Source organism: Qipengyuania sp. ABI-127-1 (assembly GCA_022953095.1).
GTDB lineage: Bacteria > Pseudomonadota > Alphaproteobacteria > Sphingomonadales > Sphingomonadaceae > Qipengyuania.
In genome coordinates, this window is the sequence record JALJCR010000001.1 from 1,677,168 (window position 1) to 1,691,480 (window position 14,313).

General features: G+C 62.4%; 12 protein-coding genes. 2 read left to right on the top strand and 10 right to left on the bottom strand.

What is annotated here, in order from left to right; all coding sequences use genetic code 11:
- Positions 1-73: 73 nt before the first annotated feature.
- From proS to radA, 7 genes are all read right to left on the bottom strand, one after another.
- Positions 74-1,615, bottom strand: coding sequence for a proline--tRNA ligase (proS, locus tag MUY37_RS08265; protein WP_499194864.1), 1,542 nt, complete (start codon positions 1,613-1,615; stop codon positions 74-76).
- 131 nt (positions 1,616-1,746) lie between these two features.
- Positions 1,747-2,301: a polyhydroxyalkanoate synthesis repressor PhaR gene (phaR, locus tag MUY37_RS08270; protein WP_499194865.1), complete on the bottom strand. Its 555-nt coding sequence runs from the start codon at positions 2,299-2,301 to the stop codon at positions 1,747-1,749.
- A gap of 75 nt (positions 2,302-2,376) precedes the next feature.
- On the bottom strand, positions 2,377-3,411 hold the full coding sequence (gene alr, locus MUY37_RS08275) for an alanine racemase (protein ID WP_499194866.1): 1,035 nt from the start codon (positions 3,409-3,411) through the stop codon (positions 2,377-2,379).
- A gap of 7 nt (positions 3,412-3,418) precedes the next feature.
- A complete protein-coding gene (locus MUY37_RS08280; RefSeq protein WP_499194867.1) occupies positions 3,419-5,065 on the bottom strand; it encodes an MFS transporter in 1,647 nt (548 codons plus the stop codon).
- A gap of 45 nt (positions 5,066-5,110) precedes the next feature.
- Positions 5,111-5,545, bottom strand: coding sequence for an iron-sulfur cluster assembly scaffold protein (locus MUY37_RS08285; RefSeq protein ID WP_499194868.1), 435 nt, complete (start codon positions 5,543-5,545; stop codon positions 5,111-5,113).
- Positions 5,545-6,066, bottom strand: coding sequence for a CvpA family protein (locus MUY37_RS08290; RefSeq protein WP_499194869.1), 522 nt, complete (start codon positions 6,064-6,066; stop codon positions 5,545-5,547). Before MUY37_RS08290 ends, MUY37_RS08285 begins: the two co-directional genes overlap by 1 nt.
- Before the next feature lie 23 nt (positions 6,067-6,089).
- A complete protein-coding gene (radA, locus tag MUY37_RS08295; protein ID WP_499194870.1) occupies positions 6,090-7,457 on the bottom strand; it encodes a DNA repair protein RadA in 1,368 nt (455 codons plus the stop codon).
- A gap of 72 nt (positions 7,458-7,529) precedes the next feature.
- On the opposite strand from radA, the gene MUY37_RS08300 reads away from it, so the two are divergent.
- The gene (locus MUY37_RS08300) at positions 7,530-9,845 is read left to right on the top strand and encodes a patatin-like protein (RefSeq protein ID WP_499194871.1); all 2,316 of its coding nucleotides are present in this window, start codon (positions 7,530-7,532) and stop codon (positions 9,843-9,845) included.
- Here MUY37_RS08300 and MUY37_RS08305 read toward each other — a convergent pair.
- The 3 genes from MUY37_RS08305 to dnaK all read right to left on the bottom strand — a co-directional run bounded on the left by MUY37_RS08305 (position 9,842) and on the right by dnaK (position 13,618).
- The gene (locus tag MUY37_RS08305) at positions 9,842-10,465 is read right to left on the bottom strand and encodes a DUF6445 family protein (protein ID WP_499194872.1); all 624 of its coding nucleotides are present in this window, start codon (positions 10,463-10,465) and stop codon (positions 9,842-9,844) included. The genes MUY37_RS08300 and MUY37_RS08305 overlap by 4 nt on opposite strands.
- Positions 10,466-10,502: 37 nt before the next feature.
- Positions 10,503-11,621 (bottom strand): molecular chaperone DnaJ, encoded by a 1,119-nt coding sequence (gene dnaJ, locus MUY37_RS08310; RefSeq protein WP_499194873.1) that lies wholly within the window; start codon positions 11,619-11,621, stop codon positions 10,503-10,505.
- A 68-nt stretch (positions 11,622-11,689) separates the two neighbouring features.
- Positions 11,690-13,618, bottom strand: a complete 1,929-nt coding sequence (dnaK, locus tag MUY37_RS08315) for a molecular chaperone DnaK (protein WP_499194874.1) — start codon at positions 13,616-13,618, stop codon at positions 11,690-11,692.
- A 178-nt stretch (positions 13,619-13,796) separates the two neighbouring features.
- On the opposite strand from dnaK, the gene MUY37_RS08320 reads away from it, so the two are divergent.
- Positions 13,797-14,276, top strand: coding sequence for a copper chaperone PCu(A)C (locus MUY37_RS08320; protein ID WP_499194875.1), 480 nt, complete (start codon positions 13,797-13,799; stop codon positions 14,274-14,276).
- The last annotated feature ends 37 nt before the right edge of the window (positions 14,277-14,313 follow it).

Genomic DNA, 14,313 nt, shown 5'->3' on the forward strand with positions numbered 1-14,313 from the left:
AGCGAAGTCGAGACACTCTGGCACAGCGCAGCGGTACTCGACTACGCGCTCCGCTTGGTACGAACGGTTGGTGTCAGTAGGCCTTGGCCAGCAGGATGCGCTCAACAGCCGCATCGCCGGTGAAGATACAGGCACCGTCCACCGGGCTCGCGTCCATGGGCACGTTGCGGATGGTGAGCTTATGCTCCTTCAGCCGCTCGACGACCTTGTCCAGCGCTTCGCCCGTGGGCTTCGACCACTGGACTTCGACCCAGCCGGGATAGCGCGAGGCGGCGAAGTGCTTCTCGACTTCGGCAAACTCGGTCACGCCGCGCGTAATGTTCGCATCCCGGCGCTCCGCCGCCTGCGTGAGCAGCACGTTCTGTATGTCGGCGAGGATGTCGGCGATGGTGTGGCCTGCCGTATCGCGGGTCGGGTTCTGGAACGCGGGCTTGCCCGTTGCGGCGTCCCACAGCCGGTCGCGGCGCAGCAGCGAGACGACACCGTTTTCCATGTCACGGCCGCCGACCTCGACGATCACCGGCGCACCCTTGCGGACATAGTCCCAGCGCTTCTGCGCAGCCTTGCCGGGCCGCGTGTCGAGCAGCACGCGAAGCGGCTCGCCAAGCACACTCTGGCTCGCCAGCGTCGCGCGGAGCGCCTCGCAATAGTCGATCAGGGCTTCGTCCTCGGGCTTCTCGCGCAGCATGGGCAGGATCACGACCTGCTGCGGTGCGATCTTGGGAGGCAAGCGCAGACCGTCGTCGTCCCCATGTGTCATGATGACACCGCCGATCATCCGGGTGGAGACGCCCCAGCTCGTCGTATGGGCAAGGCTTTCGCTGCCTTCGCGGTTCTGGAATTTGATCCCGCTCGCTTGCGCGAAGTTGGTCCCGAGATAGTGGCTGGTGCCGGCCTGCAGCGCCTTGCCGTCCTGCATCATGGCTTCGATCGACCAGGTTTCGAGGGCGCCGGGAAAACGCTCGTTCTCGGGTTTCTCGCCCGGAATGACGGCCAGCGCCAGGTCCTCGTCCGCGAAGGCGCGGTAGACCTCGAGCATGGTGAGCGTGTGCTCCTTCGCCTCGGCCTCGTCGGCATGGGCGGTGTGGCCTTCCTGCCAGAGGAACTCGCTGGTGCGCAGGAACATGCGGGTGCGCATTTCCCAGCGGACGACATTGGCCCACTGGTTGAGCTTCAGGGGAAGGTCGCGCCAGCTCTGCACCCAGCGCGCCATCGCATCGCCGATGATGGTCTCGGAAGTCGGGCGGACGACCAGCGGTTCCTCCAGTTTGGCCTCGGGATCGGGGACCAGCCCGCCATCCTTGCCAGCGATCAGGCGGTGGTGCGTGACGACCGCCATTTCCTTGGCGAAGCCTTCGACATGCTCAGCCTCGCGCTCGAAGTTGGAGAGCGGAATAAAGATCGGGAAATAGGCGTTCTCGTGACCTGTCGCCTTGATCCGGTCGTCCAGCAAACGCTGCATGCGCTCCCAAATGCCGAAGCCCCACGGCCTAATGACCATGCAGCCGCGCACCCCCGATTCCTCGGCCATTTCGGCAGCGCTGATGACTTCCTGGTACCACGCCGCAAAATCGTCTTCGCGGCGTGTGGTTAAGGCATGGCGGATCTGGGCCACGGTGCGGTCTCACTTCAAAGTTGAATTCGCATCGCCCCTAGCCGTTCGTGTCGCGCGAAGTCGAGACACCAATTTACTCTGTCAGCCAGTCTCTCGACTACGCTCGAGACGAACCGAGCCGGAGGTTTGCCCTACTTGCTTATCTCGTCGAGCTTCTTTTGCATTTCCGCCATTTGCTTGCGCATCTGGGCAAGTTCGTCTGCCTGATCGGCGGGATTGCCCGGCGCGGAAGATTTCCGCGTTCCGGGAATGAACGCCTCGGCCGCGTTCTGCATCATCTTGAAATTGGCTTCGGCCATTTTGGCCAGGGGGTTGCTCTCGATTCCCTTGGCGAAGGCTGCCTGCAATTGCTCGCGGTTCTTGCGCAGGTTCGCCATGCTCGCTTCGAGATAGCTCGGCATCATTGCCTGCATGGAATTGCCATACATGGAGATGAGATCGCGCAGAAAGCTGACGGGCAGCATCTGTGTGCCGTGGCTTTCCTCCTCGACGATGATCTGCGTCAGGATGGTATGCGTGATATCGTCGCCGGACTTTGCGTCGAGCACGTGGAAATCGACATTCTCGCGAACCATCTTGGCCAGATCGTCCAGCGTGATGTAGCTGCTGGTATCGGTATTGTAGAGCCGCCGGTTGGCGTATTTCTTGATGATGATCGGTTCGCCCTCGGCGGTCCGCTTTGCCATATGCGCATGCTCCCCAATTGTGCGTTGCAAGGGGCTTAGCATGTGCACAAACTGCGGCGCAACATGACGCAAAGGTCAACCGAAGCGATTGCCGAGTACGGTGAGCAATTCATATTGCGATAGAGTGGTTTGCCGCGCAGCATCGGGAAGGTGGTACGGCAGTTCCACCCAGTCGCCCTCGGCGAGTTCGGAGGCCTCGGAAAGATCGAGGACGATCATGTCCATGGATACTTTGCCGAGGATCGGCAGACACCTGTCTCCTTGCGTAAAATACGCCCCCGCCCAACTGCGTAAAATGCCATCGGCATAGCCGAGCGAGACGACCCCGATCGTCATCCTGCGCCGTGCGGTGAAGGTGGCGTTGTAGCCGACGGTCGACCCGGCATCGATTTCGCGGGTCTGGATCAGCGCGGCTTGCGGGCGGACCACCTGCCTTATGGCATCGGCAAGCTCATCCCTGGGAACACCGCCATAGAGCGAGAGCCCGGGCCGCGTCAGATCGAAGCCATACTCGGCGCCCAAGGCAATCCCTGCGCTGTTCGCGAGACTTGCCTCCTTGTGCGATATCTGCGGAAGGCAGGCACGGAATGCCGCCAGTTGGCGCGCATTCGTGGCGCTATCTTCGTCGGCGCAGGCAAGGTGGCTCATCAACACTTCAACATCGAGCGCCTGGATGGCGGGGGCGCTCGCTTCGCCCGGCGAAATGCCGAGGCGATTAATGCCCGTATCGATCATCAGGTGGCAGGGACCGCCCCCGCCATCCGTCCAGAGCTTAGCCTGCCGCAGGCTGTCGATAACCGGACGGACGCCGGTAGCGCGGGCAAACTCCACATCGTCCGACGTCGACAGGCCGTGAAGCACCGCGACCCGATCGGCCGGAACATGCGCGAGGACAGCGGGCACCTCGCTCCAATGCGCGACGAAGAAATCGCGGCATCCCGCATCGCGCAGGACCGGCATACACCGATCCACGCCCAGGCCGTAACAATCCGCCTTCACCGCCGCCCCCGCGCGAGCCTTTCCGGAAAGCGTGTCGAGTGCGCGCCAGTTGCTCGCCAACGCGGCGTCATCGATATGCAGCCGCAAGGTCGGCGGCGGGAGTTCGGTCATGCGGGTCTCACGGAAGAACTGGGGATGCAGGCGGGTCCTGCCCGCTATCCTCGAAATCGCGCGGCGGACCATCCGGCAGACCCCACCAGGCGACAATCAAGCCAAAGCCGACTACCGCTATCGTGTACCAAAGGCCTGCATAAGCGTTGCCGGTCATCGCCACGATATAGCCAGCGATCAGTGGCAGAAAACCGCCGAGATAGCCCGCACCGATATGGTAGGGGATCGACATCGAGCTATACCGGATTTTCGCGGGAAACATCTCCGACAGCAAGGCCGCGACCGAGCCGTAGGTCAGGGCCGATAATACGCCCAGCAACAGCAACAGGGCGACGATCCCGACCAGGCTCGCGAAAGGTGGTGTCTGGCGCGCGAAGTCATAGCCATTGGTTTCGAGCCATGACTGAACGCTCGCCCGGCGTGTATCGTCGGGCAGGTCTTCGTAGCCATAGATCCTGCTTCCGATGGCAAGCTGGGCTGCCGCCGCGTCATCGATGGTATAGGGAATGCCGAGCGCGGTAAGATCCTGAAGCGCGCGGCCGCACGGACTGGCCTGAACCTCGGCGAAAGGATCGTATTCGCATTCTGGCCCGCTGACCGTCACCGGTGCAGCGCGCGCGCTGCGCTCCAACCCCGGATTTGCCAGCGAACCGATGGCCCAGAACACGGGAAACAGCAGAACCAGCGAAGCAATGGCGCCGATAATGATCGGTTTCTTGCGTCCCACCCTGTCGGACCACTTGCCGACCACGACGTAAAAGCTCATCGAGATCGTGCCCGCGATCAGCAGCATCCATTCTACCACGCTTTCGTCCACGCGCATCGGCCCGCGCAGGAACGACAGGCCAGAGAAGAAGGCCGTGTACCAGATGGTCGTGAGAACGCCGGTAATGCCGAACAGGGCCACGAAAATCCGCTTGGGATTGCCGGGATAGGTCAGGCTTTCCTTGAACGGATTGGCGCTGGTTTCGCCAGCAGCCTTCATCGCTTGGAATACGGGGCTTTCCGACAGTTTCAGCCGCATCCAGAGCGAGATGAACAGAAGCACGATCGACAGCAGGAAGGGAATGCGCCAGCCCCAGGCCGCGAAATCGTCGGCCGGGATCAAGGCGCGGCAGGCAATCACCACAGCGATCGACAGTACGAAGCCGCCAACCACGCTCGCCTGGATAAAGCTGGTATAGAAACCGCGCTTTTCGGGCGGGGCATGTTCGGCGACATAGATTGCCGCGCCCCCATATTCGCCGCCCAGGGCCAGGCCCTGCAATATCCGCAGGCAGATCACGATGATCGGCGCGGCCAAGCCGATGCTGGCCGCGCTCGGGATCAGGCCGACGCCCGCCGTGGCAATACCCATCAGCGTGACCGTGACGAGGAAGGTATATTTCCGGCCCAGTCGGTCGCCGAGAAAGCCGAAGAGGATTGCGCCGAGCGGACGAAATCCGAAACCGACCGCGAAGCCTGCCCAGACCAGCAAGATTTCGAGCGTCTCGTTGTCGCTGGGAAAAAAGGCCGCGCCGATCAGCCCGGCGAGAGTTCCATAAATGAAAAAATCATACCATTCGAAGACCGTGCCGGCGCTGCTCGCGGCGATCACGAGACGGATCTCCTTTTCCGTCGGTTCCCTATGCGGCGTGACGGCACAATCGACCATTTCGCGCTCCCTCCTTCGCGATATTTATGTTCTCAACACGCCGGTCTAGCGAGCGTCAGAGGGCTTGGAAAGCGCGTCCAGCGCCGCTCTCCACGGCAGGAGGATCGCTTCGTGCCGGCCGTGATGCCGACGCGCGGGCTCGAGCAATTCGAGCCGCGGCAGGATCGAGCTCGGAGCAGTGCCCGCCAGCCAGCTTTCCAAGGCGCGAAGCATATCGCCGACTTTTGCCCGGTCCATGCCATGCGCCTCCCGGGCGAAGATCGCTGCCGAGGCCTGTCCGACCGCGCAGGCTGTGGCCTTCAATCCAATGTCCGCGAGCCGTTCGGACCCGGACGATGACAGCTCGATCACGCTGCCGCAGCTACGCGATCGCGCGCGCCCGGTGGCCACAGCGGCCCCATGGAAGGGATAGTCCGCCAGTTCGATGGCCAGTGCCAGAAGCTGCGGCGAATAAAGCGCGGGTGCGCGCGGGGTGTCCATTATTGCCCGTCGGCAGACTGCTCGCGCAGGCGCGACCGGCGTTCCGCGAGGGCCTCGACCAGCGCGCGCGAACTTGCATCGACCAGCTCATAACTCCGCGCGGTAGTTATCCAGCTCGGTCGCCCCTTATAGCCCCAAATCCCGTCATAACCCAGGACAAGCAGCGAGAAAGCGATGACCACGATCACCACGCCCTTCAAGGCTCCGAAGCCAAAGCCCAATACGCGATCGATCGGCCCCATGACCGAACCGCGTGAAGCGGTTCCGACATTGCTGGCGATGACTTTCATCGCGGCATAGGGGATCAGAAGCAGCAGGGTGAAGGATAGCAGCGAGGTCGTGATTTCGGGGCCGATATAGTCTTCCAGCGCCAGCGTCAGAGGCGTGTGCAGGAAACGGATCGCGAAAGCCGCCAGAATCCAGGCGGCCAGCGACAGGATTTCCTGCATGAAACCGCGCATGAATCCACCGGCCGCGGCAATGCCGACGATCAGCAGAACTAAGTAATCGAAACCCGTCATGACCCTTCCTTGAAATGGCGGATTTATGGGTTCCCGATTATCCGGTCAACGAGATTGGCCAATTGTCCCAATCCGTCATAGCGAAGCTCGGACGAGCCGCCTTTCACATCGGACGGCCCGAAACCGCAATCGAAGCCAAGCTTGGCCGCCTCGCGCAGTCGCAGTCCGCCATGGGCGACGGGCCGGATCTCTCCGGCAAGCGACACTTCCCCGAGCCAGACGCTGCGCGGCGGAAGCGGCTTGTCGGCCATCGCGCTGACCAGCGCCGCGGCAACCGCCAGATCGGCGGCGGGATCGGAGAGACGATAACCGCCAGCGACATTTAGATAGACTTCGGCCGAAGAGAAGTTCAGCCCGCAGCGCGATTCCAGCACCGCCAGCAGCATCGCAAGGCGGCCATTGTCCCAGCCCACAACCGCCCGCCTCGGCGTCGCGCCCGATTGCAGCCGCACGATCAGCGCCTGGATTTCGACCAGCACCGGCCGCGTGCCTTCGATTGCCGGGAACACCGCGCTGCCCGCCATCGGCTCGTCTCGGCCGGACAGGAACAGCATGGAAGGATTGTCGACCTCTTCCAGGCCTTCCCCCGCCATGGCGAAGACCCCGATTTCGTCGACCGCGCCGAAGCGGTTCTTGAGCGCGCGCAGGATGCGGTACTGATGGCTGCGCTCGCCCTCGAAGCTCATCACCACATCGACCATATGTTCGAGCACGCGCGGGCCGGCGATGTTGCCGTCCTTGGTCACGTGGCCGACCAGAACCAGCGCAACGCCGTTTTCCTTGGCATAGCGGATCAGTTCGAAAGCGCAGCCGCGGACCTGGCTGACCGTTCCGGGTGCGCCTTCGATCGTATCCGAATGCATAGTCTGGATCGAATCGATCACCATCAGCTTCGGCGTATCCATCGTGCCGAGTGTGGTGAGAATGTCGCGCACGCCGGTCGCGGCGGCGAGTTTGACGGGGGCGTCGGACAGACCGAGCCGCGCCGCGCGCATCCGCACCTGCGCCGAAGCCTCCTCGCCGCTGACATAAACCACGCCATGTCCTTCGCGCGCGATCAACGCCGCCGCCTGAAGCAGCAAGGTCGATTTTCCGATACCGGGATCGCCGCCCAGCAAAATGGCGGAACCGGGGACCAGTCCCCCGCCCAGCGCCCGGTCGAATTCCGCAAGGCCGGTGGGCTGGCGCTGTGGCAATTCGCCGGGTTTGTCGAGATCGACGAACTGCACCGCCCTGCCACCACTGGACAGATCGTGCTTCATCGAAAACACGGTGGCGGGCGCATCCTCCACCAGCGTATTCCACTCCGCGCAGTCGGCGCATTGCCCCTGCCAGCGGTGCGAGACGCTGCCACAAGCCTGGCAGACATAGCGTTTCTTCGGCTTGGCCATGGCGCATCGCTAAACGGAACATTTGCGGAACGCAATTGCCTTGCGCGATTTATCCCGTCATGAAGCTGGGCGATGCGGCAAAAGGAATTGAGGATCGCACTGGTCTGCTACGGCGGCGTGAGTCTGGCGATCTATATGCATGGCGTGACGCGGGAATTGTGGCAGCTTGCCCGCGCCAGTCGAGATTTCCATACACGGGCTTCGTCACGCGGCGGGGTCGATGCGGTTTATCGCGCCCTGCTGGAGACGATCGAGGAGGAAAAAGGGCTCCGGCTTCGGGTCCTGCCCGACATCATGAGCGGAGCGAGCGCGGGCGGGATCAATACCGTCTTTCTGGCGCAGGCCATTCATTCGGGGCAGTCGCTCGAACCTCTCACCGACCTGTGGCTCGAAGTGGCCGATGTCGATGAACTGGTCGATCCGGCCGCCCGAATAAAATGGCGGTTCTCGAAGTTCTGGGCACAACCCTTCGCCACCTGGCTGCTGAGCCGACCCGGTAGCAACCTCGCGGGCGAAGTCGCCGCCGAAACGCAGGCCGAGGTGGAGCGCAAGGTCTCGCATCTCATTCGCGGACGCTGGTTCGAACCGCCCTTTTCCGGACTGGGCTTCTCGCGGCTTCTCGAGCGGGCCTTCTCGGTGATGGCCGCCAGCCCGACCGATGCGCCGCTGCTGCCGCCCGGTCACCCGCTGGATCTCTATGTCACGGCAACCGATTTTCACGGCCATCTCGAATTGTTGCGGCTGCACAGCCCTACGGTCGTCGAAGATACCGAACACCGGATGCCGATCGCGTTTCGCGCGCGGACTCCGGATCGCGGTGGCCATGATCTGGCAAATCCTCTCGAACTGGTATTCGCCGCACGCGCGACGGCGAGTTTTCCCGGAGCCTTCCCGCCCTTGCGGATCGAGGAGATCGACCGGCTATCCAACCTCACCGAACGCACCTGGCCCGAGCGGGATAGCTTTTTGAACCGCATAATGCCGGTTCATGTTGCGCGGCAAACGCTTGATAACGTATCGCTTATCGATGGTTCGGTATTGGTCAACAAACCGTTTGCCGGGGCCATTGCCGCGCTGCAGGGCAGGCCTGCCCAGCGCGAGGTCGACCGCCGCTTCGTCTATGTCGATCCGCGTCCCGAACGGATCGGCGATCGCACCGCCGAGAAAAGCGAACCGGTCGGTTTCTTCTCGGCTATCTTCGGGTCGCTCTCGACCCTTCCGCGCGAACAGCCGATACGCGACAATCTGGAGCAACTCGAAGAGCAGAGCCGCGAGGCCGAACGGCTCAGCCGGATGGTGGCGGCCTTGCGCCCCGAAGTCGACGCGGCGGTGGAGAAGCTGTTCGGCCGCACCTTGTTTCTCGACCGGCCGACGCCTGCCCGGCTCAAGAATTGGCGCCAGAAGGCGCAGCAGGCCGCCGCGGAACGAGCGGGTTATGCGTTTCATGCCTATGCCCAGGCCAAGTTCACCGGCATCGTTGGCAGGCTGGCGCGGCTTACACTGCAATCGGCGCCCAAACTCGGCCTGGACGATCCCGCCCCCATCGAAAGCGTACTGCGCCAGGAGCTCATGCGCCGAGGCCTCGATACGCTGTCGGCGCCCTCCGGTGGCGCGTCGGCCGAAGCGATCGCCTTCTTTCGCGAGCACGATATCGGCTTTCGTATCCGCCGCCTGCGCCTGCTCGCCCGCCGTCTCGCGCGGGATTGGGAAGCGGATCCGGACATCCCGGACGATGCGCTCGAGACGGGGCGTGACGCGGTCTATGAAATTCTTGCGCTCTATTTCGAGAAGGAAGGGTTATCGGCACTCGGAGATGCGTTCGAACCGCTGGCCGAGGAGGTAATGCGCGATCCGGGAACGCTGCTCGATCTGATCGAGGCACGGCGCCTGCTGCCCGAGCTGGACGAACGGGCCGAGGAAATGCTTGCCGCCGCGCTCGAGAACATGCCCAAGAACCTGCGGCGACGGATGCTGCTGACCTATCTCGGCTTTCCCTTCTATGACGTTGCCACACTGCCCTTGCTGCGCAATGAGGGATTGACCGAATTCGACCCGGTCAAGGTCGATCGCATCAGTCCCGAAGATGCGCGAAGCATTCGCGAAGGGGGCACGCAAGCGACGCTGCGCGGTATCGAATTCTACAATTTCGGGGCGTTTTTCAGCCGGGCCTATCGGGAAAACGATTATCTCTGGGGCCGTTTGCACGGCGCCGAACGGATGATCGATCTCGTTTGCTCGACCCTTCGCACTCCCTTCGCGGTAGAGACTTGCCGGTCTTTCAAGCGCGAGGCATTTCACGCCATTCTCGACGAGGAGCAGGAGGCGGGCCGCTGCAGCCAGCGGCTGCTTGATACGCTTCGCGCCGAAATCGTCGAGCGCCTGCCCTAGCCCCTTGCCTTGGCGAAGAAGAGCAGCATCACCAGACGCCCGCTTTCCGGATCGGTGCCGAAACCCGGAGCCGAATTGTGGAATTGCCACGGTGAGAACAACAGCAGTCGATTGAAGCGCATCGGCACACGCATCACCCGCTCCCACTTTGCGGGTTGCGTCGTATCTTTATTAACGACGGTGCTGACGAGATCGTCGAGATTGTCGAATCCGGTCGCGGCAAGCTCTGCGCCATTCGTGGGCACCCGCTCGAGCCCGGTACGTTTATGCCGGAAAAAATCGGTTCCACCGGCGCCCGGCTTCGCGCAATCCTCGGGCCGCGAGAGATAGAGGATGCCGGAATAGAAGGCCGGGTCCACGTGTACGCCGCTCCGCCCCTTGTCCGATTTCAGCGTGAGCCGACAGTGTCCGTGTTCGGTGCCCTCCGCTCCCGCCAAGTCGATACCGATATGTCGCGAGACGGCGGCATTGATGCCATCCACCTCCAGAGCGGAAGTCGAATCCCGGCCCGGATAATTTCCGCCAGTCCCGGGGAGCGCATATCGCAGCGCCAGAGCCGCACGGCGCGCGGCCCAGGGATCGGTCAGAAAATCGTCGATGACGGTAAGCGAAGGCAACATGACGCGCGCTTATCGCGGCCCCTTCGTCACTTGGCAATCACCCGCCAAAGGCATCCTTGAGCTTGTCGAAAAAGCCGCGGCTTTCGGGGCACTCCTCGCCGGTTTCCAGCTCGCGGAACTGTTCCAGCAGCGCGCGCTGCTCCTTGCTCAGCCTGGTCGGCGTTTCGACCGCGATTTCCACCACGAGATCGCCGCGACCACGGCCCTGCAGCACGGGCATGCCTGCCCCGCGCTGCCGCAACTGCTTACCCGACTGAATGCCTGCGGGGATTTCGATCGTAACCTCTTCCCCGTCGATATTGGGAATATCGATCGATCCGCCGAGTGCGGCTGCGGTGAAGCTGATCGGCACACGTGTAGCCAGCGTCGTGCCTTCGCGCTGGAAGATGTCGTGCGGTTTCACATGGATGAAGATGTAAAGATCGCCCGACGGCGCACCGCGCGGCCCGGCTTCACCCTTGCCCGACAGACGGATACGCGTGCCGGTATCGACACCGGGCGGAATGTCCACCTCGAGCGCCTGAACCTTGTCGATGCGCCCTTCGCCGCGGCAATCGCGACAGGGCGACGAAATGACTTCCCCGCTGCCATGACAATTGGGGCAGGGCCGCTCGACGACGAAGAACCCCTGCTTGGCCCGGACACTGCCCTGGCCATGGCACAAATTGCAGGTACGGGCGCGCGTGCCGGGCGTGGCGCCCGAGCCGTGGCAGGTTTCGCAATTCTGCGAGACTTCGATCTCGATTTCGGTCGACTTGCCGTGAAAGGCCTCTTCGAGATCGATCTGCATGTCGTAGCGCAAATCCGCACCCCGGCGGGGACGTGCCCGGCCGCCGCCACCGAAAGCGCTGCCGAAAATCGTTTCGAAAATATCGCCGATATCCCCGAAATCGGCACCACCCGGTCCACCACCCGGGCCGCCCTGTTGAAAGGCGGCATGTCCATAGCGGTCATAGGCGGCGCGCTTTTGCGGGTCCTTGAGCACTTCATAGGCGGCGCTGACCGCCTTGAATTTCCCTTCGCTTTCGGTGCAGCCCGGATTGCGATCGGGGTGGTGCTTCATCGCCAGTTTGCGATAGGCGGACTTGATCGTCGCGCCATCGGCGTCGCGGCTTACCTCGAGCAGTTCGTAGAGATCGGTTTCAGTCGTCGACATGGTTTTCCAATGGCTAATCGCCACCGGTGCGGGAATGCACCGATGGCGATTGGCTTCTCATCAGGCAATCAGTTCTTCGAGTCTTCGTCGACTTCCGAGAATTCGGCGTCGACGACCTCTTCGTCCGCGCCAGCGTCGGAAGATGCATCGCCTTCCGGAGCGTCAGGCGCGGCATTGGCCTGTTCCTGCTCGTAGATCGACTGACCCATTTTCATCGCCGACTGCGACAGATCCTGGGCCTTCGCATTGATGTCGGCCGCATCGTCACCTTCGAGAGCGGTCTTGAGCGCCGCGACCTTTTCTTCGACTTCGCTCTTCAGCGAAGCGTCGATCTTGTCGCCATGCTCTTCGAGCTGTTTCTCGGTCGCATGGACGAGGCTGTCGGCCTGGTTGCGCGCTTCGGCGCTTTCCTTGCGCTTCTTGTCTTCGTCGGCGAACTTTTCAGCGTCCTGAACCATCTTCTCGATGTCGTCATCGGACAGACCGCCCGACGCCTGGATGCGGATCTGCTGTTCCTTGCCGGTGCCCTTGTCCTTGGCAGACACGTTGACGATGCCGTTGGCGTCGATGTCGAAAGTGACCTCGATCTGCGGCACACCGCGCGGCGCGGCTGGAATACCGACCAAGTCGAACTGGCCCAGCATCTTGTTGTCCTGCGCCATCTCGCGTTCGCCCTGGAAGACGCGGATGGTCACCGCGTTCTGGTTGTCCTCGGCGGTCGAGTAGGTCTGGGTTTTCTTGGTCGGGATCGTCGTGTTGCGGTCGATCATCTTGGTCATGATACCGCCCAGCGTTTCGATGCCCAGCGAAAGCGGGGTCACGTCGAGCAGCAACACATCCTTGACGTCGCCCTGGAGGACGCCGGCCTGGATGGCTGCACCCATGGCGACGACTTCATCGGGGTTCACGCCCGTGTGCGGCTTGGAACCGAAGAACTCTTCCACGACTTCGCGAACCTTGGGCATGCGGGTCATGCCGCCGACCAGGATAACCTCGTCGATTTCGTTCTTCGAGACGCCCGCGTCGGCCAGAGCCTTCTTGCAGGGCTCGAGCGTGCGCTTGATCAGGTCGCCGACAAGCTGTTCGAGCTTCGAACGGCTGATCGTTTCGACGAGGTGCAGCGGGGTTGAGCTGCCGCCTTCCATGCGCGCGGTAATGAAGGGCAGGTTGACTTCGGTCTGGGCCGAGCTCGACAGTTCGATCTTGGCCTTCTCGGCTGCTTCCTTGAGGCGTTGCAGGGCGAGCTTGTCGGTCCGGAGATCCATGTTCTCCTTCTTCTTGAACTCGTCCGCGAGATATTCGACGATCGCGCTGTCGAAGTCTTCACCGCCCAGGAAGGTGTCGCCATTGGTCGACTTCACTTCGAAGACGCCGTCGCCGATTTCGAGAACCGAGACGTCGAAGGTACCGCCGCCAAGGTCGTAAACGGCGATGGTCTTGCCGTCTTCCTTGTCCATGCCATAGGCAAGCGCGGCCGCAGTCGGCTCGTTGATGATGCGCAGCACTTCGAGACCGGCGATCTGGCCGGCGTCCTTGGTCGCCTGGCGCTGCGCATCGTTGAAGTATGCGGGAACGGTGATCACGGCCTGCGTGACGGTTTCACCGAGATAGCTCTCGGCGGTTTCCTTCATCTTCTGAAGGATGAAGGCGGAAACCTGGCTGGGCGAATATTCCTCGCCGCCGGCTTCGACCCATGCGTCGCCATTCTTGCCCTTGACGATGTCGTAGGGGACGAGCTCCATATCCTTCTTGGTCAGCGGATCGTCGAACCGGCGACCGATCAGGCGCTTGATCGCGAAGAGGGTGTTGTCCGGATTGGTGACGGCCTGGCGCTTGGCAGGCTGGCCGATCAGGCGCTCGCCATCCTTGGTGAAAGCGACGATCGAAGGCGTGGTGCGCGCGCCTTCCGAATTCTCGATGACTTTGGGCTTGCCCCCGTCCATCACGGCAACGCAGCTGTTGGTGGTGCCGAGGTCGATACCGATAACTTTGCTCATGGTTTCCCCATCTGTTTCAAGTCGTTGGACACCGCTTCGTTGGCTCCCCTTGTCCTGGCGGAACCGGTCGGCGGCTCTATCCGGTGGTGTGTTACCCGGGCGATATAGGTGCGGTTTTTCTTGGCACAAGGGAGAGGCGGCGCTAGTTTTTCGACACTACCAAGAGGGGATCAAATCCATGAAAATGACGCATTTCGCGCCCGTTGCGCTCGCTTGTGCCGCGATTGGACTGGCCGGTTGCGCCAGTGAAGGGGAAGAATCCACCGCTCCCGCAGCCGAAGGGGTTTCGCTGGAGGTCAGCAATGCACGGCTGATGCTTCCGGCGGTTTCGGACAGGCCCGGTGCGATTTATTTCGATGTCGAGAACACTGGCGACAGAAACTACGCGATCCGCCGTGCCGATGTGGAAGGCGCAGGGAATGCGGAGCTGCACGGCTCGATGGAAATGGACGGCCAGATGATGATGGACAGCGTCGGCCAGGTCCTTGTGAATGCCGGTGATACCGAAAGCTTCGAGCCCGGTGGATTTCATGTCATGGTCTTCGATCTCGATCCGTCGCTGGAAGCCGGGGGAACGACCGAGATGACGCTGACGGTTGTCGGCGGGAAGAAAAAATCCTTCCCGGTGGAAATCCGCGCGGCGGGTGACGAACGCTGAACGATGCGCGCGACAGCTTCGGGCTTGAGACTCACGA